Origin of the sequence: Methylocella tundrae (genome assembly GCF_901905185.1) — a bacterium.
In the GTDB taxonomy this organism is placed as follows: Bacteria; Pseudomonadota; Alphaproteobacteria; order Rhizobiales; family Beijerinckiaceae; genus Methylocapsa; species Methylocapsa tundrae.
In genome coordinates this window covers 1-25,519 of the sequence record NZ_CABFMQ020000001.1, presented here as the reverse complement: position 1 = coordinate 25,519, position 25,519 = coordinate 1, and the positions used below count along the sequence as shown (strand labels likewise).

At 63.2% G+C, this 25,519-nt stretch carries 19 protein-coding genes; 12 read left to right on the top strand and 7 right to left on the bottom strand.

Features of this window, described 5'->3' with window-relative positions:
- Positions 1-144 precede the first annotated feature (144 nt).
- Together MPC4_RS00090 and MPC4_RS00085 are read left to right on the top strand one after the other, a co-directional pair.
- Positions 145-5,487, top strand: coding sequence for a HAMP domain-containing protein (locus tag MPC4_RS00090; protein ID WP_244628790.1), 5,343 nt, complete (start codon positions 145-147; stop codon positions 5,485-5,487).
- A 14-nt stretch (positions 5,488-5,501) separates the two neighbouring features.
- Positions 5,502-7,178: a response regulator gene (locus MPC4_RS00085; protein WP_174510729.1), complete on the top strand. Its 1,677-nt coding sequence runs from the start codon at positions 5,502-5,504 to the stop codon at positions 7,176-7,178.
- Positions 7,179-7,311: 133 nt separating this feature from the next.
- Here MPC4_RS00085 and MPC4_RS00080 read toward each other — a convergent pair whose 3' ends face one another.
- From MPC4_RS00080 to MPC4_RS00065, 4 genes are all read right to left on the bottom strand, one after another.
- Positions 7,312-9,489, bottom strand: a complete 2,178-nt coding sequence (locus MPC4_RS00080) for a xanthine dehydrogenase family protein molybdopterin-binding subunit (protein ID WP_174510728.1) — start codon at positions 9,487-9,489, stop codon at positions 7,312-7,314.
- A gap of 4 nt (positions 9,490-9,493) precedes the next feature.
- Positions 9,494-9,955: a (2Fe-2S)-binding protein gene (locus tag MPC4_RS00075; protein WP_134490146.1), complete on the bottom strand. Its 462-nt coding sequence runs from the start codon at positions 9,953-9,955 to the stop codon at positions 9,494-9,496.
- A gap of 240 nt (positions 9,956-10,195) precedes the next feature.
- Positions 10,196-11,326 carry an FUSC family protein gene (locus MPC4_RS00070; protein ID WP_244628763.1) on the bottom strand — a complete coding sequence of 377 codons (1,131 nt, stop codon included), beginning with the start codon at positions 11,324-11,326 and terminating at the stop codon, positions 10,196-10,198.
- A 123-nt stretch (positions 11,327-11,449) separates the two neighbouring features.
- A complete protein-coding gene (locus tag MPC4_RS00065) occupies positions 11,450-12,001 on the bottom strand; it encodes a 5' nucleotidase, NT5C type (protein ID WP_174510727.1) in 552 nt (183 codons plus the stop codon).
- A gap of 522 nt (positions 12,002-12,523) precedes the next feature.
- On the opposite strand from MPC4_RS00065, the gene MPC4_RS00060 reads away from it, so the two are divergent.
- Genes MPC4_RS00060 through MPC4_RS00050 form a run of 3 tightly spaced genes read left to right on the top strand, consistent with a single transcriptional unit; the run spans position 12,524 to position 15,127 of the window.
- Positions 12,524-13,945 carry a cytochrome ubiquinol oxidase subunit I gene (locus MPC4_RS00060; RefSeq protein WP_174510726.1) on the top strand — a complete coding sequence of 474 codons (1,422 nt, stop codon included), beginning with the start codon at positions 12,524-12,526 and terminating at the stop codon, positions 13,943-13,945.
- 38 nt (positions 13,946-13,983) lie between these two features.
- Positions 13,984-14,991 (top strand): cytochrome d ubiquinol oxidase subunit II, encoded by a 1,008-nt coding sequence (gene cydB / locus MPC4_RS00055; protein ID WP_174510725.1) that lies wholly within the window; start codon positions 13,984-13,986, stop codon positions 14,989-14,991.
- The gene (locus tag MPC4_RS00050) at positions 14,978-15,127 is read left to right on the top strand and encodes a DUF2474 domain-containing protein (protein WP_174510724.1); all 150 of its coding nucleotides are present in this window, start codon (positions 14,978-14,980) and stop codon (positions 15,125-15,127) included. Before cydB ends, MPC4_RS00050 begins: the two co-directional genes overlap by 14 nt.
- A gap of 77 nt (positions 15,128-15,204) precedes the next feature.
- Here MPC4_RS00050 and MPC4_RS00045 read toward each other — a convergent pair whose 3' ends face one another.
- Both MPC4_RS00045 and MPC4_RS00040 read right to left on the bottom strand, forming a co-directional pair.
- The gene (locus tag MPC4_RS00045; protein ID WP_174510723.1) at positions 15,205-15,417 is read right to left on the bottom strand and encodes a hypothetical protein; all 213 of its coding nucleotides are present in this window, start codon (positions 15,415-15,417) and stop codon (positions 15,205-15,207) included.
- A 127-nt stretch (positions 15,418-15,544) separates the two neighbouring features.
- Positions 15,545-16,252 (bottom strand): SDR family NAD(P)-dependent oxidoreductase, encoded by a 708-nt coding sequence (locus tag MPC4_RS00040; RefSeq protein ID WP_174510722.1) that lies wholly within the window; start codon positions 16,250-16,252, stop codon positions 15,545-15,547.
- A gap of 149 nt (positions 16,253-16,401) precedes the next feature.
- Between MPC4_RS00040 and MPC4_RS21440 the strand changes: the two genes are divergently transcribed.
- The 7 genes from MPC4_RS21440 to MPC4_RS00010 all read left to right on the top strand — a co-directional run bounded on the left by MPC4_RS21440 (position 16,402) and on the right by MPC4_RS00010 (position 24,851).
- Positions 16,402-16,527 (top strand): hypothetical protein, encoded by a 126-nt coding sequence (locus MPC4_RS21440; RefSeq protein WP_280178172.1) that lies wholly within the window; start codon positions 16,402-16,404, stop codon positions 16,525-16,527.
- The gene (gene kdpF / locus MPC4_RS00035) at positions 16,527-16,625 is read left to right on the top strand and encodes a K(+)-transporting ATPase subunit F (protein ID WP_197731985.1); all 99 of its coding nucleotides are present in this window, start codon (positions 16,527-16,529) and stop codon (positions 16,623-16,625) included. Before MPC4_RS21440 ends, kdpF begins: the two co-directional genes overlap by 1 nt.
- A 72-nt stretch (positions 16,626-16,697) precedes the next feature.
- Positions 16,698-18,407, top strand: a complete 1,710-nt coding sequence (gene kdpA, locus MPC4_RS00030) for a potassium-transporting ATPase subunit KdpA (RefSeq protein WP_174510721.1) — start codon at positions 16,698-16,700, stop codon at positions 18,405-18,407.
- Positions 18,408-18,513: 106 nt separating this feature from the next.
- Entirely contained in the window at positions 18,514-20,568 is a 2,055-nt protein-coding gene (kdpB, locus tag MPC4_RS00025) for a potassium-transporting ATPase subunit KdpB (RefSeq protein WP_174510720.1), read from the top strand.
- A 200-nt stretch (positions 20,569-20,768) separates the two neighbouring features.
- Positions 20,769-21,374, top strand: a complete 606-nt coding sequence (gene kdpC / locus MPC4_RS00020) for a potassium-transporting ATPase subunit KdpC (RefSeq protein WP_174510719.1) — start codon at positions 20,769-20,771, stop codon at positions 21,372-21,374.
- Between the two features lie 85 nt (positions 21,375-21,459).
- The gene (locus MPC4_RS00015; RefSeq protein WP_174510718.1) at positions 21,460-24,162 is read left to right on the top strand and encodes a sensor histidine kinase; all 2,703 of its coding nucleotides are present in this window, start codon (positions 21,460-21,462) and stop codon (positions 24,160-24,162) included.
- The gene (locus MPC4_RS00010) at positions 24,159-24,851 is read left to right on the top strand and encodes a response regulator (protein WP_174510717.1); all 693 of its coding nucleotides are present in this window, start codon (positions 24,159-24,161) and stop codon (positions 24,849-24,851) included. The genes MPC4_RS00015 and MPC4_RS00010 overlap by 4 nt, the downstream gene beginning before the upstream one ends.
- Here the strand turns inward: MPC4_RS00010 and MPC4_RS00005 are convergent, their stop codons facing one another.
- Entirely contained in the window at positions 24,852-25,262 is a 411-nt protein-coding gene (locus tag MPC4_RS00005; RefSeq protein WP_174510716.1) for a dihydrofolate reductase, read from the bottom strand.
- Positions 25,263-25,519: the final 257 nt, after the last annotated feature.

Sequence of the window (25,519 nt, the reverse complement as noted above, 5' to 3'; positions counted from 1 at the left end):
GACGACGGGAGCGCCACCATGTCGAGGATGTTTTCAAAAGAGGACGCCAAGGCTAAATCCGGACAATTGACTGGAAAGAGCGCGGATCTTGATGCTTCGGCCTGCTCCGTCGTTCTGGATCAATTGCTCGAAGCGCTCCAGACCATGCGAAGCGGCGATTTTTCCGTGCGCCTGCCGCGCAACGAAACCGGCATCAAAGGCAAGATCGCCGACGCCTTCAACGATATCGTCGGAGCCAATGAGCGGATAGCGCGGCAGCTCGAACGCGTCGGCCAAGCCGTCGGCCGCGAAGGCCGCACCGAGACCCGCGTTCGCTTTGGCCTGAGCGATGGCGCCTGGTCCGACATGGAAGGCTCGGTCAATACGCTGATCGACGATCTCTTGTGGCCAACGACGGCGGTCACGCAAACCATCACCGCGATCGCCAAGGGCGACTTGCTCCAGTCGATGCCCCTCGACGTCAAAGGCCGCCCCCTCCAAGGCGAGTTCCTGCGCTCGGCGACGATCGTCAACGCCATGATCGCGCAGCTCAGCGTCTTCACCTCCGAAGTGACGCGCGTCGCGCGCGAAGTCGGCACCGACGGAAAGCTCGGCGGCCAGGCGCAGGTTCGCGAGGTGACCGGCGTCTGGAAGGATCTGACCGAAAGCGTCAACTCAATGGCCTCGAACCTGACCGCGCAGGTGCGTAATATCGCTGAAGTGACCATCGCCGTCGCAAATGGCGACCTGTCCAAAAAGATCACGGTCGATGTCCGGGGCGAAATCCTGCAGCTGAAAGAAGCGATCAACACCATGGTCGATCAGTTGCGCTCGTTCGCATCGGAGGTGACGCGCGTCGCCAGGGAAGTCGGCACGGAGGGCAAGCTCGGCGGCCAGGCTCTCGTTCCGGGCGTCGCTGGAACGTGGAAGGACCTGACTGACTCCGTCAACGCCATGTGCGGCAATCTGACGGCCCAAGTGCGCAATATCGCAGAGGTCACGACGGCTGTCGCCCGCGGCGATCTTTCGCGCAAGATTACGGTGGACGTCTCCGGCGAAATCCTTGCGCTGAAAGAGACCATGAACACAATGGTCGATCAGCTCAATGGATTTGCCGGCGAAGTGACGCGCGTCGCGCGCGAGGTCGGCACCGAAGGGCGCCTCGGCGGACAGGCGCAGGTGCCGGGAGTGGCCGGAACCTGGAAAGACCTCACCGACAATGTGAACTCGATGGCCTCGAACCTGACGGCGCAGGTCCGCAATATCGCGGCGGTGTCGATGGCCATGGCCAGCGGCGACCTGTCGAAAAAAATCACCGTCAATGTCAGCGGCGAAATTCTGGAGCTGAAAGAGACGATCAACACGATGGTCGATCAGCTCAACGGCTTCGCCGGCGAAGTGACGCGCGTCGCGCGCGAAGTCGGCACCGAGGGCAAGCTCGGCGGACAGGCGCAGGTGCCGGGCGTCGCCGGAACCTGGAAGGACTTGACCGAGAACGTCAACTCCATGGCGTCGAATCTGACGGCGCAGGTGCGCAATGTCGCGGAAGTCACGACCGCTGTCGCCCGCGGCGATCTCTCGCGCAAGATCACGGTCGACGTCAAAGGCGAAATTCTGGAGCTGAAGAACACCATCAACACCATGGTCGATCAGCTCAACGGATTTGCAGGGGAAGTGACGCGCGTCGCGCGCGAAGTAGGCACGGAAGGCAAACTCGGCGGTCAGGCGCAGGTGCCGGGCGTCGCCGGAACCTGGAAGGATCTCACCGACAACGTGAATTCAATGGCCGGCAATCTGACGGATCAGGTGCGCAATATCGCTGGCGTCGCGACCGCGATTGCCAACGGCGATCTGTCGCGCAAGATCACCGTCGACGTGCGCGGCGAAATCCTGCTGCTGAAGGAAACGCTGAACACGATGGTGGACCAGCTCCGCTCCTTCGCGGGCGAAGTGACGCGCGTCGCGCGCGAGGTCGGCACGGACGGGCGGCTCGGCGGGCAGGCCGTCGTGCCCGGCGTCGCTGGCACATGGAAAGATCTGACCGACAACGTCAATCTACTCGCGGCCAACCTTACGACTCAGGTGCGCAACATAGCGGAGGTGACGACCGCCGTCGCGCGCGGCGACCTGTCGCGCAAGATCACCGTCGACGTGAAGGGGGAAATCCTCGAGCTCAAGAACACCATCAATACGATGGTCGATCAGCTCAACGCCTTCGCCGGCGAAGTGACGCGCGTCGCGCGCGAAGTCGGCACCGAGGGCAAGCTCGGCGGGCAAGCGCAGGTGCCGGGCGTCGCCGGGACCTGGAAGGACCTGACCGACACCGTGAACGTCATGGCCGCGAACCTCACCGAGCAGGTGCGCGGCATCGTCAAGGTAGTGACGGCGGTCGCAAACGGCGATCTGAAGCAGAATCTCACCGTCGCCTCCAAGGGAGAGGTCGCCGCGCTCGCCGAGACGATCAACAATATGACGCATACGCTGGCGACTTTCGCCGATCAGGTGACGAGCGTCGCGCGCGAGGTCGGCGTTGAGGGCCGGCTCGGCGGCCAGGCCAATGTGCCGGGCGCGGCGGGAACCTGGAAGGATCTGACCGGCAACGTCAACCTTCTCGCGGCGAATTTGACGACACAGGTGCGCGCCATCGCGGAAGTCGCGACCGCCGTGACGAAGGGCGATCTTACGCGCAGCATCCAGGTCGATGCGCGCGGCGAGGTGTCGGAACTCAAAGACAACATCAATACGATGATCCGCAACCTGCGGCTGACAACCGACCGCAACACAGAGCAGGACTGGCTGAAAACAAATCTGGCGCGCTTCACGAGCCTGCTGCAAGGCCAGCGCGATCTCACCACTGTGGGTCGGCTCCTGTTGTCCGAGCTCGCCTCGCTGATCGACGCGCAGCACGGCGTGATCTATCAGGTCGACGGGGAAAGCGCGCCTTGGCTGACGCTCCTTGCGGCCTATGCCGACGAGGGAAGCGGCGATTATCCGCGCGGGCTTCAGTTTGGCGAGGGGCTGATCGGTCAATGCGCCAAGGATGCGCGCCGCTTGTTGCTTTCCGATTTGCCCGATAATGTGATTCCGATCCGGTCGGGGCTTTTTCGGGCGGCGCCCAAAAACGCCATCGTGCTGCCCATTCTGTTCGAAGGGCAGGTCAAGGCGGTCATCGAACTCGCCTCCCTCAGCGCCTTTACCGGGCTTCAGATTTCGTTTCTCGACCAACTGACGAGCGGCATCGGAATCGTGCTGAACAGCATCGAAGCGACGATGCAGACGGAAGGCCTGTTGAAGCAATCGCAGCAGCTGGCCTCAGAATTGTTGTCGCAACAAACCGAATTGCAACAGACCAACGAGCAGCTGGAGTTGAAGGCGCAACAGCTCGAGGAGCGCAATATCGAGGTCGAGGCGAAGAATCAACAGATCGAGCAGGCCCGCCGCGCGCTGGAGGAAAAGGCCGGCGAACTCGCGCTCACCTCGAAATACAAGTCGGAGTTTCTGGCGAACATGAGCCACGAGCTGCGCACCCCTCTCAACAGCATACTGATCCTTGGGCAGCAGCTCAGCGACAACGCCGACGGCAATCTATCTGCAAAGCAGGTCGAATACGCCCGAACGATCCACGCCGCCGGCACCGATCTCCTAAACCTGATCAGCGACATTCTCGACCTCTCGAAAATCGAATCAGGAACGGTCTCTGTCGATGCGGAAGAGATTTCCTTCGCGCATCTGCTTCAGACGATCGCGCGGCCGTTCCGGCACGAGGCGGAAAGCCGGGAGCTGGCGTTCGAGGTCGAGACCGCGCAGGGGCTCGGCCGCAGCATCGTGACCGACGTCAAGCGTTTGCGGCAGATTTTGAAAAATCTGCTTTCCAACGCTTTCAAATTTACGGGCTCGGGCGGAGTCAAGCTGACGGTCGTCCCGGCGACGCAAGGCTGGAGCGCGGACAACGTCTCGCTGCAGCATGCGCAAGGCGTCGTCGCCTTTGAAGTTTCGGACACGGGGATCGGCATCCCGCCGGAAAAGCAGAGGATCATATTTGAGGCGTTTCAGCAGGCCGACGCAGGAACCAGCCGCAAATATGGCGGCACCGGACTGGGGCTTGCAATCAGTCGCGATCTCGCGCATCTGCTCGGCGGAGAGATTCAACTGCGCAGCAACCCCGGCGAGGGCAGCGTCTTTACGCTCTATCTGCCGTTGGCCTATGCCGCGCCGCAAGTGTCCTCGCGGTTCGACGGTCCGGACTCGGCTCAATCGAGTTCGCCGGAGACCCCAACGCGCGCCGATAGCGTCTCCGATCAAGCCGCCGACGACCGCAACAGCATCGATCCCGGCGACGCCGTCTTGCTGATTATTGAAAACGAGGCGCATAACGCGCGCATCCTGACGGAATTGGCACATGAGCGCGGCTTCAAGGCCGTCATCGCCGCGCGCGGCGCGGAGGCGCTGGCGCTGGCGGAGCAGCACCAACCGTCCGCCATCGTCCTCGACGTGTTTCTGCCTGACATGCTCGGCTGGAGCGTTCTAAGACAATTGAAGCAAAGCCTCGCCACACGCCACATACCGGTCGAGATCATCACGGCCGATGACGACCGTCATCACAGCCTCTCTCGCGGCGCCTTCGGCTTTGTCAGAAAGCCTTTTGACATTGACGATCTTGAAGCCGCTATGGCGCGGCTGAAGGATTACGCGGACAGGCCGCGGAAAACACTTCTGATCGTCGCGGCCAATGAGGCGGAGCAGCTTGCGCTGGCCGAACTGCTCGGTGGCGACGATGTCGAAATGCTGACGACGGGCAGCGGCGCCGACGCCTTGTCGATGTTGCGGGAGCAGACGATTGATTGCGTCGTGCTCGACCTGACCCTGCCCGACATGCCGGGTTTTGCTGTGCTGGAGGAGATGCGCGATGATATGGCTCTCTCGCGCGTTCCGGTCATCGTCTCGACCGGCCGGGAACTTTCGATTGAAGACGATGCGGCGCTGCGTTCCATCGCGCGAAGCATCATGGTGAAAGGTGTGGAATCTCCGGAAAGGCTGCTGGATGAGACGGCGCTTTTCCTGCATCGCGCCGTCTCCCGCCTGCCGGCGGCGAAGCAGGCGCTGATTGAACGGCTGCATGATTCGGATGAGGATCTTATCGGCCGAACGGTCTTGCTGGTCGACGACGACGCGCGCAACATCTTCGCCTTGAGCGGCGTTCTTGAGCGGCGAGGCATGACGGTTCTGACCGCCACCAATGGGAGCGAGGCGATTTCGATTATCGAATCAACACCCGGCATCGCGATCGTGCTGATGGACATTATGATGCCCGACATGGATGGCTATGAGACGATCCAGCGCGTGCGGGCCGACGCCGCTCATCGGCGTCTTCCGATCGTCGCCCTGACCGCGAGAGCGATGAAGGGCGATCGCGAGAAATGCCTTGACGCCGGCGCGTCGGATTATCTCGCCAAACCCGTCGACACCGAACAGTTGCTCGCTGTTCTGCGCATGTGGCTGCATCGATAGGCGGAAGAAGCGCGATGGACGCCAAGGAAAAAGTGAATATTCTTCTCGTCGACGACCAGCCGGGAAAGCTTCTGAGCTATGAGGCGATCCTCGGCGAGCTCGACGAGAATCTGGTGAAGGCGGGTTCAGCCCGGGAGGCGTTCGAGCATCTTCTCAAGACCGATATCGCGGTGATTCTGATCGACGTGTGCATGCCCGAACTCAACGGCTTCGAGCTCGCCGCCATGATCCGCGAACATCCAAGGTTTCAGCGCGTCGCCATTATTTTCGTGTCGGCGGTGCAGATTGCCGATCCGGACCTTTTGCGCGGCTATGAGGCCGGCGCCGTCGACTATGTGCCGGTGCCCGTCATTCCGGAGGTCTTGCGCGCAAAGGTCAAAGTCTTCGCCGAACTGCATCAAAAGACGCGGCAGCTCGAGCGGCTGAACGCAGAACTCGAAGCACGGGTCGCGGAGCGCACGGCCGCGCTCGAGCGTTCGACGGCGCAATTGAAACGGCTCAATCAGGACCTCGAGCAGCGCATCGAGGAGCGGACGCATGAACGTGAGCGGGCGCTGGCGCAATTGTTCGAGGCGCAGAAGATGGACGCCATCGGGCAGCTCACGGGCGGCGTCGCGCATGATTTCAACAATCTGCTCACCGCCGTGATGGGAAGCCTCGAACTTCTGAAGAAGAGGCTGCCTGACGATGCGCGCATGAAACGCCTCGTCGACACCGCTATGCAAGGCGCCGAGCGCGGCGCGGCTCTGACGCAGCGTCTGCTTGCCTTCTCCCGGCGGCAGGAGCTGAAGCCGGAAGCCGTCGATGTCGCGCAGCTCATTCACGGCATGGAGGAGCTTTTGACGCGGGCGTTGGGGCCCGGCGTACAGATCGAAAAGCGCCTGCCGCCGGACCTCAAACTGGCGAGGGTCGACGGCAACCAGCTCGAGCTGGCTTTATTAAATCTCGTGGTCAATGCGCGCGACGCGATGCCCTCCGGCGGCGCCATCATGATCGCCGCGTCCAATGAAGTCATCACGGCTCAGAATGCGCGCAAAGGCATGAGCCCTGGGGTTTATGTCCGCATCAGCGTCATCGATGCCGGCTTTGGCATGGATACGGAGACGCTCGTAAAAGCGGCGGACCCGTTCTTTACGACCAAGGGGCCGACCAAAGGAACAGGCCTTGGCCTCTCGATGGTTCAGGGCCTCGCGGCGCAGTCCGGGGGCGCCATCGAGATCTCGAGCGAGGTGGGGGTCGGCACGACAGTCGACCTCTGGCTGCCGCAGGCTGAGCCCGGCACGCAAAGACGCTTTGGCGGAGACGGGCGCAAGGCTCCCGAATTGCGGCTTGCGCCTTGCACGGTCTTGCTGGTGGACGACGACGTTCTGGTCAGCGCCGGAACCGCGTCGATCCTCGAGGATCTCGGCCATTCGGTCATCGTGGCGCATTCGGGCGCCGAGGCGCTGCGCATCCTGCAGTCAGGAGCTTCGCCCGATCTCATCATCACCGATTACGCGATGCCCGGCATGACGGGACTGGAGCTCGCGCGCTCGGTCCGCGAAAAATATCCCGACGTTCCCATTCTGCTGGCGAGCGGCTACGCCGAGCTTCCGCTGCCTGCTATGGGTGGCGAGGCTCTGCCGCGCCTCGCCAAGCCCTTCCGCCAGGATGAACTTGTCGCGGCGATGGCTGAGGCGTCGTCGCGATGAGGGCGGCTGGAGCATGATGGCTCCAAAATGCAGCCGATCACGCTCCTTATCCCGTTATTTTGACGCATGATCCTGTTCAGTGGATCATGCCCTCTGCGAGCCGCATAAGGCGGCCCGCAGGCGATCTCGACGATCAGGCCGAGCCAAGGTCTCCGAACGGCAGAACGCGGATGCGCTTGCCGGTCGCCGCGAAAACGGCGTTGGCGACGGCGGGACCGATCGGCGCAACGCCCGGTTCACCGACGCCCGTCGGCGCTTCAGCGGAGGGGACGATATGCACCTCGACCTTCGGCATGGCGTCGATGCGCAGCACCTGATAGCCGTCGAAGTTGCTCTGCTCGACGGCGCCATCCTTCAGGGTGATCGCTCCATACAGCGCCGCCCCGAGGCCAAAGCCGATGCCGCCCTCCATTTGCGCGGCGATGATGTCGGGATTGACCGGCACGCCGCAATCGACGGCGCAGACGACGCGATCGACCTTGACCTTTCCGTCCGCCACCGTCACTTCCGCGACCTGCGCGACATAGGTGCCGAAGGCGACGGCGACGGCGATGCCGCGGCCCCTGCCCTTCGGCAGCGGATCGCCCCAGCCGGCCGCCTTCGCGGCGAGTTCGAGAACCGCCTTGTGGCGCGGGCTGTGGCTGAGCAGCGCCTGCCGGAAGGCGAAGGGATCTTTTCCCGCGGCGGCGGCCACCTCGTCGATGAACGCCTCGACCGCGTAAGCCGTGTGCGAACTGCCGACGACGCGCCACCAAAGCACCGGCACGCCGGTCTTTGTAGTCGTCAGTTCGACCGACAGATTGGGGATCGCATAGGGCAGATTGGCGGCGCCTTCGACCGAGGTTCCGTCAACGCCGTCCTTGACCATGAAGGCCTCAAAAGGCGTGCCCGCCATGATCGACTGGCCGACGATGCGGTGCCGCCAGCCCACGAGTTCGCCGCTCTTGTCGAGCGCGGCTTCGAGCTTATGCACATAGGCTGGCCGGTAGCGGCCGCCCTGGATGTCGTCCTCGCGCGTCCATTGGAGCTTGACCGGAACCCCATTCGCGCCGAGCGCCTTGGCGACCGAAACCGCTTCGACGATGTAATCGGACGCGGCGTTGGCGCGCCGGCCGAAGCTTCCCCCGGCGAACAGCGTATTGATCTTGACGTCCTCCGGCTTGAGGCCCGCGACGCCCGCGGCATTCATCTGGTCGATCGTCTGGAACTGGTCGCCGGCCCAGATCTCGCAGCCATTCGCCCCGAGTTGCACGACGGCGTCGAGCGTCTCCATTGGCGCATGGGCGAGATAGGGAAACTCGAAGGTCGCGGCGACCGTCTTCGCCGCGTGCTTGAGGGCTCCGCCGGCATCGCCCTCGGCGCGCGCGGGCTTACCCGGCCGTTCCGCCAGCGCGCGATATTCGGCGAGGATCTCCGCGGAGCCGCGCTTTTCCGCTTTGGCGTCATCCCAGGCGATCTTCAGTGCGTCGCGGCCTTGCTTTGCCGCCCAAAAGCTCTTGCCGACAACGGCGACGCCCGCCGGCACTTCGAGAACTTCGACGACGCCCGGGATGGCTTTGGCCGAAGCCGCATCGAACGAGGCGACGCGCGCGCCAAAAAGCGGCGGCCGTTTAATGAGCGCCACCAGCATTCCCGGCATAGCGACGTCGATCGTGAATTGCGCCGTGCCGTTGGTTTTCGGCGGCACGTCGACGCGCGCGAGCCTGGTCCCGATCAACGTGAAGTCTTTGGGGTTCTTCAGCGCGACCTTCTCCGGCGCCGGAACATTCGCCGCATGCGCCGCGAGAGCGCCGAAGGACGCCTCACGCTTGCTCGGGCCGTGGCGGACGACGCCGCGCTCGACGCTTATCTGTCCGGCCGGGACGCCCCATTCAGCGGCGGCGGCGGCGATCAGCATCGCGCGCGCCGTAGCGCCCGCCTCACGCAATTGCATCCAGGAATTAGCGATCGCGGTGCTGCCGCCGGTGCCTTGCATCTTGAAGGCGAGATTGGCGTAGAGCTTCGTGTCCGCGGGCGCGCTCTCCACCTTGATCTGGCTCCAGTCGGCGCCGAGCTCTTCGGCGAGGATGGTGGCGAGCCCGGTATAGACGCCTTGCCCCAATTCGACATGCTTCGAGATGACGGTGACGCTGTTGTCGGGGGCTATGCGCAAGAAAGCGTTGGGCGCAAATTCGGCGGCGGATCCAGCCGCCGCGAAGGCGCGCCGTTGCGGCAGAGCAACGTTGAAGGCGATGATGAGCCCGGTCCAGGCCGCGCCTTTCAGCACGCCGCGCCGGTTCATCGAGGCCAAATCATCTGTGATGGCGTTCATGGGCTCAGCCCTCCAGCGCGTGAGCGGCGGCGTGGATCGCGGCCCTGATGCGAACATAGGTCGAGCACCGGCAGATATTGCCGCGCATCGCGTCGTTAATGTCGGCGTCGGTCGGCTTGGCGTTCTGCTCGAGCAAAGCCGTCGCGGACATGATCTGGCCTGACTGGCAATAGCCGCACTGCGGCACCTGCAGATCGACCCAGGCCGCTTGCACGGCTTTGGCCTGCTTGCTTTCGAGCCCCTCTATGGTGCGCACATGCTGGCCTTTCACGGATTCGAGCGGCGTCACGCAGGAGCGCTGCGCCTGACCCTCGATCTGCACGGTACAGGCGCCGCATTGGGCCATGCCGCAGCCGAATTTCGTGCCATGCAGGCCAGCGACTTCGCGGATCGCCCACAACAGCGGCATGTTTGGATCGGCGTCGAGCGCGATCTCTTTGTCGTTGAGAAAGAATGACACGGTCATGAACCTGTCTCCGGAGCGTGAAGAAACAAAGGATTGGAAGGGTTCGAGGAGATCTCGTCGCCCCAACTCGCGCCGCGCGCAGAAGCGCGAGCCCGACCCGCTGGGCCCTGGCGGCATAATCCGCCCGAGCGCGACAGCGCGTCCAGCTTAACCAATCCCCGCCCCGTGCGCCAGCCGCGCCGCTTCACGGTCGGTTGATGCGCCTTCAGTCCGACCGGAGGGCGCGAGGCCCGTGGCGGGTCATCGTCTCGCCTGGGCCTGCGCGAAATCCGCCGACCATCGCGCCAGCTCCTTCAGGTCCTGATGCAGTTGCTCCAATGCGAAGGCGAGGCCGAACAAACGCTCCAGAGCCTCGATGGGCAGGCTTCGCGTCAATCCTTCCTGACGCAAGGCGGCGATCTCGGCCTCATAGGCGTTGAGGGCCGCCTCAAATTCGACGAGCGAGGGGGCCGGACGCCTCAGCAAAGCGTCGCCGCTCTCTTCAAGGAATCGCGCGGCGCTTTCGGCGATGCGCGCGATGGAGGGCGCCAGCCTTGCGCGAAAGCCATCGGGGAGCGGCGCAACGGCCGCGCGTCCGATAATGACGAGGTCATGACGCACGCGCAGCAGCAGGCGCAGCAGAGGCTTCAGATCGGGCTCCGACGAAAAATAGGCCACGCGCTCGCGCCGCGCCTCATCGGCGATGATTTCGAGCCGCGACATGGCCGGTCCGATATCGCCCTGGATCTTACCGACCGTCGCGACGTCGAGCGGCTCGGCGCAGCCGGCGAGCAATCGGCGCAGCGCGCCCGCCATGAGCCGGAGCATATTGGCCGCGGCCTCGATGCCTAAATGATGGGCGCGGGAGGGCAGCACAAAAAATGAGACAAAAAGCGCGACGGCGCCGCCGAGCGCCACTTCGATGACCCGAAAAAAAGCCGACTCGAGCGGCGGGACATGCGTGATCGTCGGCGCGAGGAGAACCATCACCGCGGTAAATGGCGCGGCGCTGAATTGCGGCTTGACCGCCGCCAGAAAAGCCAGCGGCCCGATCGAGACGGCGAGCACGGTCATAAATTCGAGTTCTGCATCATGCGGCGTGAAGGCGGCGATGAGCCCGCTATAGACGGCGCCGCCAAGCGTGCCGATGAAGTAATCGACCGTGGTTTTCAGCGACTTGCCGAGACTGAGCTGCGACATCACGACAGCCGTGAGCACCGTCCACAGAACCTGCGGAACATGCAGCAGCAGCGACAACGCATAGGTCAACAGTGTCGCGACCGTAACCCGAACCGCGAGGCGAAGCTCCACCCGGCGGGAGAGCATCGCGGCGGTCAACCAACGCCAGGGCTTAGAGAGAGAGTTCGAGAAAGATGTAATGATGGCGTTCATTTCACCGGCCGCGGAGAAGGGCGCGCGGCCGCGCCGACGGCGGGACCGAGGCCGCAGCTAAAAATCTGACAAAGCCGCGCGCTGTCAATCTCCGATTTCGCGCCGGCGCGATCACATAAGGCGTCAAAACGCCCCTGACATGGCGACGAGGTCGACCCAGTCGCGCGCGCGACGGGGCCAGGCGACATCGCGATTCCAGGGCAGGCTGCCAAAGAGGATTGTCGGAATGCCGGCGTCCGCCGCGCGCCGGATCTGGCGCGCATTATCATCGATCAGCAGCTTTGCCCCGGCGGCGCGCAGCGCCTTCACCTTGTCCGGGTGATGCCCGACGGAATGAACATCCGCGAAAACGCCGGGAAAAAGCCGGTCCACTAATGCATTCGTCACCGGCGCCGCCTCAAGCTTGCGCGCGGTCACGACGACGAGGTTGAACCCTGCCTCCTTCAAAGTCCGGCAGCCCTCGGCGGCGCCGGTTATGGCGTTGATTTTATGATGCGCCGCCGCGTCATAGAACGCATCGACGATCTCGGCCGTCTGCTTTTCGTCGGCGCCAAGCTGATAGGTCGCAAGCCGCGCTTCGTCGACGCGATAGCCGCGCGCCTCCTCGATCCAGTCGAGCAAGGTGGCGATGGTGTCGACCAGCGTATCGTCGAGATCGAGGGCGATGGTGTTCATAAGCTTCCCGGATTTCACAAGGTTTGTCGCCGCCTTCTATGGCGCAGATCATCGATCAGGATCATGACATCGCCGCAAAGACAACCACCCGATCGACTTAAGATTTGAACCCGCTGCCGGAAGGATCGCGGCTTTTTCGCGCGCTCATCGCCACGAGATCGGACAAAATCAAACCCCTGAGCCGCGCAAGCGCCGGGCCGCGACTTCAAGCCGCGTCCTCAAAACAGCCGAAACGGGATTTTGAATTGAATTCTACGGCAAAAACATGCTCGAAAGGGTCACCGCCCGTCGAGGGGCGACTATTTTCCAACTCTGCGCCGATACAATGGCGCGAAACTCGGTTACAGTAGATGCGCAAAGCATCGTCCGATTCGCGGAATCGGAACATGGCTCTATTTTGTCGCCCTTTCGCATTTTGTTCACGAAATCGGCGTCTACTTCGTCCCAAAATTCGCGGCGCAGGTTGGCGCTCCAGCAAATAGACGGCGGCGCGCGGCGGCGCATGAACGAAAGAGATCTGCAATGCTTGGCCTAGACGCCCTCGATCTTGCTCGGATCCAGTTCGGCTTCACGGTTTCCTTTCACATCATCTTCCCAGCGATCACCATCGGCCTCGCCAGCTATCTCGCCGTTCTCGAAGGGCTGTGGCTCTGGAAGAAAGACCGCGTCTACCGCGATCTCTATCACTTCTGGTCTAAAATCTTCGCTGTGAACTTCGCCATGGGCGTCGTCTCAGGGCTCGTCATGGCCTATCAGTTCGGCACCAACTGGAGCTATTTTTCTGCTTTCGCGGGCGGCGTCACGGGTCCCCTTCTCGCCTATGAGGTGCTGACCGCCTTCTTTCTCGAAGCCGGCTTTCTGGGCGTCGCGCTCTTTGGCTGGAACAAGGTGGGTCCGGGCCTGCATTTTTTCGCGACCCTGATGGTGGCCGCCGGCACGCTCGTCTCGGCGACCTGGATTTTGGCGTCGAACAGCTGGATGCAGACGCCGCAAGGCTTCGTCATCGAGGCCGGCCGCGTCGTTCCGACCGACTGGCTGGACGTCATCTTCAATCCGTCCTTCCCCTATCGCCTCGTCCACATGACGATCGCGGCCTACCTCGCGACGGCGCTGTTCGTCGGCGCGGCGGGCGCCTGGCACCTGTTGAAGGGCAACGACACCGCTCGCGTGCGAAAAATGCTGTCGATGGCGATGTGGATGGCGCTGATCGTGGCGCCGATCCAGATCGAGGCCGGCGATCAGCATGGGCTCAACACGCTGAAATATCAGCCCGCGAAGATCGCCGCGATTGAGGGCCATTGGCGCAACAAGCCTGGCGAGGCCGTGCCGCTGATTCTCTTTGGCTGGCCGGACATGAAGTCCGAGACGACCAAATATGCGCTCGAAATTCCTCATCTTGGAAGCCTCATCCTCACCCATACGTGGGACGATCAGTTTCGCGGTCTCGCCGATTTTCCCGCCGAAGACCGGCCCGATTCGACCGTCGTGTTCTGGACTTTCCGCATCATGGTCGGCCTTGGCGTGCTGATGCTGCTGCTTGGCCTTGCGAGTCTCTGGCTTCGCATCAAGGGCGATCTCTACGACACGCGATGGTTTCTGCGCTTTGCGGTGTTGATGGGTCCAAGCGGCATCCTCGCCATTCTCGCCGGCTGGCTGACGACGGAGATCGGACGGCAACCCTGGGTCGTCTATGGCGTCATGCACACCAGGGACGGCGTCTCGAACCATTCCGTGCTGGCGCTGAGCCTGACGCTTGGCGTCTTCATCGTGATGTATTTCATCGTCTTCGGCACCGGCCTTTTCTACATGCTGAGACTCGTCGCCGCCGGCCCGCAGGATCTCGGCCCGGAAAGTCCCGCTCCCGCGATCGATCTCAGCGCCGACACGCCACTGAATGCGCGTCCCTCGCGCCCCTTTTCTGCCGCGCCGGACGCATCCCCATGACGTCCGCCGCGTATTGACTTTGCTCCAGGAGATCTCGCATGGGAATTGATCTTCCGATCATCTGGGCGGTCATCATCGCCTTCGGCCTCATGATGTATGTCGTCATGGACGGCTTCGACCTCGGCATCGGCATCCTGTTCCCCTTCGTCAAGGACAGGAACGATCGCGATTGCATGGTGAACACCGTCGCCCCCGTCTGGGACGGCAATGAAACCTGGCTCGTGCTCGGCGGCGCCGGCCTTCTCGCCGCCTTTCCGCTCGCCTATTCCTTCCTGCTCAGCGCGCTTTATCTGCCGCTCGTTCTGATGCTCGCTGGGCTGATCTGGCGCGGCGTCGCCTTCGAGTTCCGCTTCAAGGCGGATGAAGAGCACAAATGGTTCTGGGACCACGCCTTTGCGTGGGGCTCCTATATCGCGACCTTCTTCCAGGGCGTCGCGCTTGGCGCCGTCATCAACGGATTCAAGGTCGAAGGGCCGTCCTACATCGGCGGCGCCTTCGACTGGCTGACGCCATTCAGCCTGTTTACCGGCCTTGGACTACTAGTCGCTTATGCACTGCTTGGCAGCACCTGGCTGATCATGAAGACCGAAGGAGACCTTCAGCGGCGCATGATCGAACTCGCCCGGCCGATCACGCTGACGCTGCTCGGCGTGATCGTCGTCGTCAGCATCTGGACGCCGCTCACCCACGCCGATGTGGCGGCGCGCTGGTTCACATTTCCGAACCTCATCTTTTTCTCGCCCGTCCCCATTCTCGTGCTGGCGGCGAGCCTTGGCATTCTGCATTTCCTGAAGCGCGAGACTCATTCGACGCCATTTCTTCTCGCGCTGGCGCTTCTTTTCCTCGGCTATAGCGGGCTCGGCATCAGCATGTGGCCGAACATCATTCCGCCCGATGTCTCGATCAGGGCCGCCGCCGGGCCGCCGCAAAGCCTCGGCTTCGCCCTTGTCGGCGCCTTGTTCATCGTGCCGATCATCCTCACCTACACGGCATGGTCGTACTATGTGTTCCGCGGCAAGGTGAAAGTCGGAGATGGCTATCATTGAGCCGCGGGCAAGCGGCAAAGGCTGGCTTCGCCGCGTCGGCTGGTTCGTCCTTATCTGGGCGCTGAGCGTCGGCGCGCTCGCAATCGTGGCTCTGATCCTTCGCGCCATCCTCACCGCGGCGGGCCTGCGCGCCTGACAACAATCAAAGCCTCATGAAAAAAGCGCGGCCGCTTCAGGCTACCGCGCTCCCAAGTCCTCGGCCCGGGTCCCTTGCTATTTCAGGGGCACTTCGCCGCCGCCGCCGATCTTGACATCATGCGCCTCGATTTCTTCGCGAACGGCCGTCAAAGCCAATTGCAGGCTCGCAAGTTTTTGCAGTCCATCGGGGCTAAGCGACGCGCCTTTTGCCGCCAATTCTTCCACAGCCTGAAGGCGCGCGGCTTCAAGATTGGCCCTGAGAGCATGTATGGGCGAGGAATCACTCATCGAAGTCTCCGTTTCACGTTGAGAAATCGCCGACGGCCGAAGCGCAAGCACTTTTGCTCCTTAGAGCCGATCGATCGTTAACATGTTTCGATGGGCAGATCGATAGGCGAGGATCGACCTGGAGCGCTCACCACGCGACGGTCCGGCCGCGATAATCGAGATATTGCAAGCCCTTCTTGCCGGATTGCGCGGTGATGACGTCGACGAGGCTCGGAATGCTCTCCTCGACGCTCAATTGAGCGTCAGGGCCGCCCATGTCGGTGCGCACCCAGCCCGGATCCATGATCAAAAGCGCGCGCGGATCGCGCGCATGTCGGGCGGCGAAAGACCGCATCAGCGTGTTCAGCGCCGCCTTGCTGGCGCGGTAGGTTTCATAGCCTCCATTCGTATTATTGGCGACGCTGCCAAGCCCAGACGACATGACGCCGATCGTTCCGGCTGGCGGGACCAATTCCTCCAGCGCCTCGATGACGCGAAGCGGGCTGAGGGCGTTCGTCACCATGATGCGGTTGAATTCCTCCGTCGATATGTCCGCGATGGTTTTGACCGGCTCATCGAGCACCCCGGCGTTGACGAACAAAAGATCGAGCCTTCGCCCGGCCAGCCGCTTGCGCAGCGCGGCGACCTCGGCCGGAACGGCGATGTCCAGGGTTTCGACTTCAAGCAGGCCTTCGGCCTTCGCCGCCAGATCATGCAACGCCGTGCGCGCCTTTCCGCGCACGGTGGCGATCACGCGCCAGCCACGCTCGAGGTAGGTCTGCGCGATCGCGAAGCCAAGGCCGCGCGAGGCGCCGACGATCAGCGCCGTGGGCAAGGTTTTGGACGATTTTGGCATGGCAAGCTCCTTCGTTGGAGAGAGATCAATAGAGCGCTCGGGGATCAAACGCACCCACGCCGATCTTTACGAGATCCTTAGACTCGGCGCGCGCCTTCCCGATCGACTCTTGAGGCGTCGAGCGCCATGTTGCCTCGTGATCCTTTGAATTGGCGCAGCCGGACGGCGCGCCGAATGGATGGAGGTTTTTCATGTTCGACGTCATCTTCCTCGCTTTGGGCTTCGGCTCCATCGCATTGCTGTGCGTCTACGCGCGCGCTCTCAACCGCATCTGATGGAGGGCTTCATGTTCGAGCCGCTCCTTGGCCTCGCCGTCGCGGTTGCGCTCGGCGTCTATCTGCTCATCACGCTTCTGAAGCCGGAGCGCTTCTAAAGGCCGAACTGAGCGACGCTCACGATCAGCCAATGGCGTTATGGCGCCCCCGCAAGTCCGGAGTTTTACAATATGTCCCTCAATGGCTGGCTTCAGATCGGCCTTCTCATCGCCGTTCTGCTCATCTCGCTGAAGCCGCTCGGGCTCTATATGGCCCACGTCTTTTCCGGCGATAAAACGTTTCTGTCTCCCGTGCTCGGCCCGCTCGAGCGCGTCTTTTACAAAGCCGCCGGCGTCGATCCGACAAAGGAGCAAGGCTGGCTCGCCTATACCTTCGCGATGCTGATTTTCAGCGCCGCGGGTTTCGCCTCCCTCTACGCGATTTTGCGCCTGCAGGTCTATCTGCCGCTAAATCCGCAGAACTTCGACAATCTCACCCCCGATCTCGCCTTCAACACGGCGGTGAGCTTTCTCACCAACACCAACTGGCAGGCCTATGGCGGCGAGACGACCATGAGCAACTTCAGCCAGATGGTCGGCCTCACGGTTCATAATTTCCTCTCGGCCGCCACCGGCATCGCTCTCGCCCTCGCCCTAACCCGCGCCTTCGCCCGGTCGGGCGTTGCAACGCTCGGCAATTTCTGGGTCGATCTGACGCGCACGACGCTTTACGTTCTGCTGCCGCTGGCGATCGTCGTCGCGCTTTGTTTTCTCGCGCTCGGCGTGCCGCAAACCTTGACCGGCGCGGTCGACGCCACAACTCTCGAAGGCGCCAAACAGACCCTCGCCATGGGTCCGATGGCGAGCCAGGAAGCGATCAAGCAGCTCGGCACCAACGGCGGCGGATTCCTCAACGTCAATTCCGCGCACCCATTCGAGAACCCCAACGCGCTTTCGAACTTCCTGCAAATCTTCAGCATGCTGGCGATCTCCTCGGCGCTGGTCATCGCCTTTGGCCAGATGGTCGGAAAGGCCCGTCAAGGCTACGCTCTGCTCGCCGCCATGGGCGTCTTGCTGATCGCCGGCGTCGTCCTCGTCTATGCGGCGGAGACCTATGGCAATCCGCTTCTGACGGCGCTCGGAGTCGATCCTTCGGCGGGCAATCTCGAAGGCAAGGAAATGCGCTTCGGGCAGGCCATGACGGCGCTGTTCGTCGCCGTGACGACAGGACTTTCCTGCGGCGCCGTCAACGCCATGCACGCCTCGCTGACCCCGCTCGGCGGCCTTGCGCCCCTGTTCCTCATCCAGCTCGGCGAAGTGCTGCCGGGCGGCGTCGGGTCGGGGCTTTACGGCATTCTCGTCTTCGCCATCCTCACCGTCTTCATCGCCGGTCTCATGGTCGGCCGCACGCCGGAATTTCTCGGCAAGAAGATCGAGACGCGCGAAATGAAATTCGCCATGCTCGCGGTGCTGATCCTGCCGCTCGCGATCCTCTCCTTCACCGCCATCTCGGCGATGCTGCCGGTAGCGCTCGCGAGCCTCGCCAATGCGGGGCCCCATGGCCTCACCGAAATCCTCTACGCCTACTCGTCAGCCGTCGGCAACAACGGTTCAGCCTTCGCCGGCCTCAACGCCAACACGCCCTGGTTCAACACGACTCTCGGGATCGCCATGATGGCAGGCCGGTTCGGCTATGTCGTTCCCGTGATGGCGATTGCCGGATCGCTGGCGGCCAAGGTCAAAGTGCCTGAGTCCGCCGGCACATTCCCGACCGACGCGGTCCTGTTCGTCGGCCTTCTCGTCGGCGTCATCTTGATCGTCGGCGGCCTGCAATATTTCCCGGCCCTGGCGCTGGGACCAATCGTCGAACATGTGCTGATGCTCGCCGGCAAGACCTTTTAACCCGAGGCGGCCCCTCATCCTGAGGAGCCGCGCAAGCGGCGCCTCAAAGGATGATCGCGATACTCAAGCTCTCGTGGTTCGAGATGCGCCTTAAAGGAATTTCGCTATGTCCACTGAAACCCGTTCAACGTCATTGTTCAACGCGCCGCTCCTCGCGGCCGCGCTCAAAGACGCCTTCATCAAGCTCGATCCGCGCCAATTGCTGCGCAATCCCGTGATCTTCGTCACCGAAGCCGTCGCCGCGCTGGTGACGGTGCTTTGGATCAAGGATCTTGTCCTTCATGTCGACGATCCCTTCTTCTCCGGGCAGATCGCCGCATGGCTTTGGTTCACCGTGCTGTTTGCGACCTTCGCCGAGGCGGTGGCGGAAGGGCGCGGCAAGGCGCAGGCGGAAAGCCTGCGTCGCACGAAGTCGGATCTCGTCGCCAAGCGGCTGCCCTCGGCCGCTTCCCCGATCCAGGCCTACAAGAGCGTCCCGGCGACGCAGCTGAAGCTCGGCGACATTGTCGTCGTCGAGGCCGGCGAGCTGATCCCCGGCGACGGCACGATCGTCGAGGGCCTCGCCTCCGTCAATGAAAGCGCCATCACCGGCGAATCGGCGCCGGTTATTCGCGAATCCGGCGGCGACCGCTCCGCCGTGACCGGCGGCACGATGGTGCTGTCCGACTGGATCAAGGTGAAGATCACAAGCGAGCCGGGCTCTTCCTTCATCGACCGCATGATCGCTCTCGTCGAGGGCGCCGAACGCCAGAAAACGCCGAATGAGCTCGCCCTGTCGATCCTGCTCTCCGGGCTTACGCTCATCTTCCTGATCGCAGTCGTCACGCTCTGGGGCCTTGCCAATTATTCGGCGACGGCGCTTTCGGTCGTCGTGCTCGTCGCGCTGCTCGTCACGCTGATCCCGACGACGATCGGCGGCCTTCTGTCGGCGATCGGCATCGCCGGCATGGACAGGCTGATCCGCTTCAATGTCGTCGCAACTTCGGGCCGCGCGGTGGAGGCCGCCGGCGACGTCGACACGCTTCTCCTCGACAAGACCGGCACCATCACCTATGGCAATCGCCTCGCGACGGAATTCTTCACCGTTCCCGGCGTCGACGACGGCCGCATGGCGGAAGCCATTCTGCTCGCAAGCCTTGCCGACGAGACGCCGGAAGGACGCTCGATCGTCGCCCTCGCCAAGACGGAATATGGCGTCGCGGAGCCGGACCTTTCCTTGAGGCCCGCGAAGATCATCCCCTTCTCGGCGCAGACCCGGCTCTCCGGCATTGATCTCGACGGCCGCTCGATCCGCAAGGGCGCGGTCGACGCGATCTTGAAGCTCGCCGGAATCAGCACGGATGCCCCGCCATTCGCTTTCCGCCAGGCGGTCGACAAGATCGCGCGCTCCGGCGGCACGCCGCTCGGCGTCAGCGAAAACGGCATCCTGCTCGGCGTCATTCATCTGAAGGACGTCGTGAAGCCCGACATCAAGGAGCGCTTCGCCGAACTACGCGCCATGGGCATCCGCACCGTGATGGTGACGGGCGATAATCCGATCACCGCCGCGGCCATTGCCTCGGAGGCGGGCGTCGATGATTTCATCGCCGAGGCGACGCCAGAGGACAAGCTCGCCTATATCCGCAAGGAGCAGACGGGCGGCCGGCTCATCGCCATGTGCGGCGACGGCGCCAATGACGCGCCGGCTCTCGCCCAGGCCGACGTTGGCGTCGCCATGCAGACCGGCACGCAGGCGGCGCGCGAGGCCGGCAATATGGTCGATCTCGACAGCAATCCGACGAAGCTCATCGAGATCGTCGGCATCGGCAAGCAGCTTCTGATGACGCGCGGATCGCTGACGACCTTTTCGGTCGCGAACGACGTCGCCAAATATTTCGCCATTCTGCCTGCCCTGTTCGTTGCGACCTATCCGGAGCTCAGCGCCCTCAACATCATGCATCTCGCCTCGCCGAAGTCGGCGATTCTCTCGGCGGTGATCTTCAACGCGCTGATCATCGTCGCCCTGATTCCGCTGGCGCTCAAGGGCGTCGAATATAAGCCCGTCGGCGCCGCCGCGCTGCTGCGCCGCAATCTCCTGGTCTACGGCGTCGGCGGCCTCATCGCGCCCTTCATGGGCATCAAACTGATAGATCTCATCGTCTCGGCGGCGCATCTGGCCTAGAGCATATTCCGATTAGATCGGTTCGATCTGATCGGCAAGAATATGCTCAAGCTTTTGAATCTGGAGCGATTTCTGATCGATCGAATGACCCCATTCGATCGGAAAGCGCTCTAGATCACGACGATCGTCATGCTCTGAATAAACGGACTACACAGGATGGTTGGCCGCGTTTGGGATCGCCATCCTTAAAGGAGAGACAAATGTTGCAACATCTTCGACCGGCCCTTGTCATGCTGGCGCTGTTCACGGTCCTGACCGGCGTCATTTATCCCTTCGCTCTCACAGGCTTCGCAGCGATCGCCCTTCCCGGCACCGCCAATGGCAGCCTTGTCAAAAACGGCGACGTCATCGTCGGATCGAGCCTCATCGGGCAAAACTTTACGAAAGACGTCTATTTCCATAGCCGCCCATCGGCGACCAGCGCAGCCGACCCGAATGATTCGACGAAGACGATCGACGCGCCCTATAACGCCGATAACTCCTCTGGCTCAAACCTTGGCCCGACCTCGGCCAAGCTGATCGACCGCGTCAAGGCCGATATAGAAACACTGCGCGGCCAGGGTCTTGCCGGCCCCATCCCGGCCGATGCGGTGACGACGTCCGGCTCCGGCCTTGATCCCGATATTTCGCCGGCCTATGCGAAAGCGCAGGTTGCGCGCGTCGCCAAGGCGCGTAACCTGCCGGAAGCCAAGGTCGCCGCGCTCGTCGACGCCACCACATCAGGGCGCCTCCTTGGCGTTATCGGCGAGCCGCGCGTCAATGTTCTGGAGCTGAATCTGGCGCTCGACGGCATGAAGGGCAGCTAGCAAAAATTGGGCTGATCCTGACGCGCGCCGCTGATCGCAACGTCGCCGGGATCAGCCTGGAGATGGCGCAAAGCTGGATTGGGAAATGGCGGGCTCTGAACGCAAGGGTGAAAAGCAGCGGCCCGACCCCGATGCGCTTCTGGCGCTGGCGAGCAAGGAGGCGCGGGGCAAGCTCACCGTCTTTCTCGGCGCCGCGCCCGGCGTCGGCAAGACCTTCGCCATGCTGGCCCGCGCGCAGAGCCTCAAGGCCGCCTCCGACATCGTCGTCGGCCTTGTCGAGACCCATGGCCGCGCCGAAACGGCGGGACTGCTCGAAGGGCTCGAGGTCCTGCCGCGCCGCACTGTCCCCTATCGGGGCCAGACGATCGAGGAATTCGACATTGACGCGGCGCTGGCGCGCAAACCCGGCATTATCATCGTCGACGAGCTGGCGCACACCAACGCGCCCGAAAGCCGTCATCCGAAGCGCTACCAGGACGTCGAGGAGCTGATCCGCGCCGGCATCGACGTCTGGACGGCGATGAACATCCAGCATCTTGAAGGCCTCTCCGACGTCGTCGCCCGCATCACCGGCGTCGCCGTGCGCGAAACCGTGCCGGACAGCGTGCTGAAGCTCGCCGACGAAGTCATCGTCGTCGACATCACGCCGGCGGAACTGATCCAGCGCCTCAAGGACGGCAAGGTTTATGTGCCGGACAATGCGCGCCGCGCGATCGACGGCTTCTTCAAGCCGGGAACGCTCACCGCCCTGCGCGAACTGGCGCTGCGCCGCACGGCGGACCGCGTCGACGACCAGATGGTCGACTTCCTGCGCCAGAACGTCATCGAAGGCCCTTGGGCGACCGCCGAGCGCCTGCTCGTCTGCGTCGGTCCTCAAAGCTCATCGGAAAAGCTGGTGCGCGCCGCGAGCCGGCTCGCCGACGGGCTCAATGCGCCCTGGACCGCGGTGCATCTCGAACGCGCGGGCGAAGAGCTCAATCCCCGCGCCGATAACGCCCGCATCGACGAGACCTTGCGCCTCGCCGAGCGGCTTGGCGCGGAGACCATGCGCGTCAGCGCGTCTGACTTCGCCACTGAGATCTTGCGCATCGCGCGGCGCGAGAACGTCACGCAGATCGTGCTTGGCCGATCGGCCGCCGGCTGGTGGTCGCACCTGCGCGGCAAATGCCTCAGCGACGCCATCATGCGTCAGGCGAGCGATATTGGCGTGCATATCATCGCCGATGAGGAGGTTGAGCCAAGCAGCGCGCCACGGTGGCGCCTGCCGGCCTTCAAGTTCGGCTCGATCGCCGCGCTCGCCACCGCCGGCTCTGTCGCCGGCGCGGTTCTGATCGGGCTCGGTCTTCAGCTGATCGTCAAACTGCCCAATGTTTCGATGCTGTTCATGATGGCCGTCCTGCTTTGCGCCATCTATTTCGGGCGCTGGTACGCCATCAGCGCGGCCGCTCTCTCTTTCTTCGCCTATAATTTCTTTTTCATTCCGCCGGTCTATACCTTGACGATAGCCGAGCCGCATGAATTTTTCGCGCTCATCCTTTTCCTGATCGTCGCCGTTCTCGCCGGCGGACTCGCCGGACGCATCCACGACCAGGCGGAGACCGTGCGCAAGCGCTCCGCCAGCACGCAGGCGCTCTACGAATTTTCGCGAAAACTTTCGGGCGCGGTCAAGCTCGACGACGTTCTCTGGGCGAGCGCCTCGCATTTGCGCAACGCGCTGAAGGCCGACGTCGTGCTGCTCTTGCCGGAGGACGGCGAGCTTCAGGTCAAGCTCAGCTGGCCGCCGGACGTCACGCTCGACGGCACGGAAATGACGGCGGCGCGCTGGGCGCTGGACAAAGCGGAGCCCGCCGGCCGCGGCAGCGGAACGCTGCCGAATCTCGCGTTCCAGTTCCGCCCCCTTTTGACGCCGCGCGGCGTCATTGGCGTCTGCGGCTTCCGGCAAGGCAAGGCGACGCCGCCGCTCGAGGCGGGAGAGGAGCGCGAACTCGCCGCTTTGCTCGATCAGACCGCGATTGCGCTCGACCGCGCCCTGTTGACGCGGGAGAGCGCCAAAACGGCGGCGCTGAAGCAGAGCGAGAAGCTGAATTCCGCGCTTTTGTCCTCGCTCTCGCATGATCTGCGCACGCCCCTGTCCTCGATCATCGGCGCCGTCACCACCTTGCGCCAGCTTGGCGAAAAAATGAGCGCCGCCAGCCACGATGATCTTCTCGCCTCAATCGAGGAAGAAGCGGGGCGCCTTTCGCGCTTCGTCTCCAATCTTTTGGACATGACCCGTCTCGAAGGCGGCGCGCTCAGGCCGAAGCGCGACTGGGTCGATGTCTGCGATGTGATCCGGGCGGCGGCCGATCGCGGCCGAAAGGCCTTTCCCGAACGCGCGATCGAGGTTAGCCTCGCCCTTGATCTGCCTCTCGTGCGGGGAGACGGGGCGCTGCTGCAACAGGTGCTGTTCAATCTGATCGACAACGCTAATAAATATGGCGGCGCCGATGCGCCGACCTCGATATTCGCCCGGCGCGACGGGGGCGATGTCGTGATCAGCGTCACGGATCTCGGCAAAGGAGTGCCCCCGGCCGATCTTGAGAGAATCTTCGACAAATTCGTTCGCCGCGGCAAGGTGGATGGCCGCGTCGCCGGGACAGGGCTCGGACTTTCGATCAGCCGCGGCTTTATCGAAGCCATGGGCGGCTCGATCAAGGCGGAGAGCCCGGCTGTTCGCAAGCGCGGGACGCGCATCGTCATTCGCCTGCCCGCCGCCGACGCCAATGTCGGCGAAAGGAGCCCGCCGTGAACCTCGATCGCATTCTCGTCGTCGACGACGAGCCGCAGATCCAAAGGTTTCTGATGCCCGCGCTGAAGGCCGCGGGCTATGAAGTTCTGAGCGCCGATACGGGAGCAAAGGCGCTGAAGGCGATCGCCGTCTCCGCGCCTGACGTGATCATCCTCGATCTTGGCCTGCCTGACATGGACGGCAAGGAGATCATCAAGGAGGTTCGCGCCTGGTCTCAGGCGCCGATCATCGTCCTGTCGGCGCGCGACCGCGAGAGCGAAAAGATCGCGGCGCTCGATCTCGGCGCCGACGATTACGTCGAAAAGCCTTTTGGCGTCGGCGAACTCATCGCCCGCATCCGCGCCGCGCTTCGCCATAAGGCCCATGACGCCGGCGAAAGCTTGCACGTCGAAGTGGACGGGCTCAAGGTCGACACGCTGAGGCGCATCGTCACCCGAAATGGCGAGCCGGTGCGGCTGACGCCGACCGAATATGACCTCCTCGCCATTCTCGTGCGTCACGCCGGACGCGTCGTCACTCATCGCCAGCTGCTCGGCTCGGTGTGGGGTCCGGCGCACGTCGAGGACACGCAATATCTGCGCGTTTTCATCGGCCAGCTGCGGGGCAAGATCGAAGCCGATCCCGCCAATCCCCGCGTCATCCAGACCGAGCCCTCGATCGGCTACAGATTCGTCGGCGGCGACCTCTGACTAGTCAGCCCGCGATGCGGCCGCAGTCAGCCAGGCGGGATCGAAATAGCGATCGGCCTCGCCATCATAAGGGAGCCTCGTCACGTCCCAATGCTGGACAAAGGGCGCATACGCCCGCCACACGGGCGGTCCCCCTCCGATGAAAACGAGCCGGTCGCTGAAGCGCTCCAGAACCGACTTTGGATCGTCGGTCGACCGCACCACGACGAGCGTCCGTCCGGGTCGCGCCCAGTCGGGAAAAGAGCCGATCGTGCATGGGCCCGCGATCAGCACATGGCCCTTGGTCAGCTCGAAAAATCGCGCGACGTCGGCCCTATACTCACGGCCGGGATTGCCCTCCCAGGGCAGGGCGCCGTTGAGGCCGAGTTGTCCCCGCTGTCCGATGGCGCAAATCACGCGAACTTCGCCCATCATTGTCTCCAAGAAGAATGCCGGCCACGCGGACGAAAAACCCGCCTGAGCGTTGATCGAAGGGGACAGTCTCTAAGGGCAATGGCGGGAGCGCGCAACCGGCGGCGCTCTCATGGCCTGGGGTGATTTCGCTTCAAGCCTCGTCTTTGAGCTGAACCCAAAGGGCGTATTGCTGGCTGGCTTGGATGAGTGCGCTGTAGAGGCTTGCGGCGAAGCTTCTGGCGACGGCGCATTCATAGGCTTCTCCGGCGGTTGTG

What these genes read in the sequence shown, in the direction of transcription:
- MPC4_RS00090 (WP_244628790.1), top strand. Translation starts at nt 145, where the DNA reads ATGCGAAGCGGCGATTTTTCCGTGCGCCTGCCGCGCAACGAAACCGGC.
- MPC4_RS00085 (WP_174510729.1), top strand. Translation starts at nt 5,502, where the DNA reads ATGGACGCCAAGGAAAAAGTGAATATTCTTCTCGTCGACGACCAGCCG.
- MPC4_RS00080 (WP_174510728.1), bottom strand. Translation starts at nt 9,489, where the DNA reads ATGAACGCCATCACAGATGATTTGGCCTCGATGAACCGGCGCGGCGTG.
- MPC4_RS00075 (WP_134490146.1), bottom strand. Translation starts at nt 9,955, where the DNA reads ATGACCGTGTCATTCTTTCTCAACGACAAAGAGATCGCGCTCGACGCC.
- MPC4_RS00070 (WP_244628763.1), bottom strand. Translation starts at nt 11,326, where the DNA reads ATGAACGCCATCATTACATCTTTCTCGAACTCTCTCTCTAAGCCCTGG.
- MPC4_RS00065 (WP_174510727.1), bottom strand. Translation starts at nt 12,001, where the DNA reads ATGAACACCATCGCCCTCGATCTCGACGATACGCTGGTCGACACCATC.
- MPC4_RS00060 (WP_174510726.1), top strand. Translation starts at nt 12,524, where the DNA reads ATGCTTGGCCTAGACGCCCTCGATCTTGCTCGGATCCAGTTCGGCTTC.
- cydB (WP_174510725.1), top strand. Translation starts at nt 13,984, where the DNA reads ATGGGAATTGATCTTCCGATCATCTGGGCGGTCATCATCGCCTTCGGC.
- MPC4_RS00050 (WP_174510724.1), top strand. Translation starts at nt 14,978, where the DNA reads ATGGCTATCATTGAGCCGCGGGCAAGCGGCAAAGGCTGGCTTCGCCGC.
- MPC4_RS00045 (WP_174510723.1), bottom strand. Translation starts at nt 15,417, where the DNA reads ATGAGTGATTCCTCGCCCATACATGCTCTCAGGGCCAATCTTGAAGCC.
- MPC4_RS00040 (WP_174510722.1), bottom strand. Translation starts at nt 16,252, where the DNA reads ATGCCAAAATCGTCCAAAACCTTGCCCACGGCGCTGATCGTCGGCGCC.
- kdpF (WP_197731985.1), top strand. Translation starts at nt 16,527, where the DNA reads ATGGAGGGCTTCATGTTCGAGCCGCTCCTTGGCCTCGCCGTCGCGGTT.
- kdpA (WP_174510721.1), top strand. Translation starts at nt 16,698, where the DNA reads ATGTCCCTCAATGGCTGGCTTCAGATCGGCCTTCTCATCGCCGTTCTG.
- kdpB (WP_174510720.1), top strand. Translation starts at nt 18,514, where the DNA reads ATGTCCACTGAAACCCGTTCAACGTCATTGTTCAACGCGCCGCTCCTC.
- kdpC (WP_174510719.1), top strand. Translation starts at nt 20,769, where the DNA reads ATGTTGCAACATCTTCGACCGGCCCTTGTCATGCTGGCGCTGTTCACG.
- MPC4_RS00015 (WP_174510718.1), top strand. Translation starts at nt 21,460, where the DNA reads ATGGCGGGCTCTGAACGCAAGGGTGAAAAGCAGCGGCCCGACCCCGAT.
- MPC4_RS00005 (WP_174510716.1), bottom strand. Translation starts at nt 25,262, where the DNA reads ATGGGCGAAGTTCGCGTGATTTGCGCCATCGGACAGCGGGGACAACTC.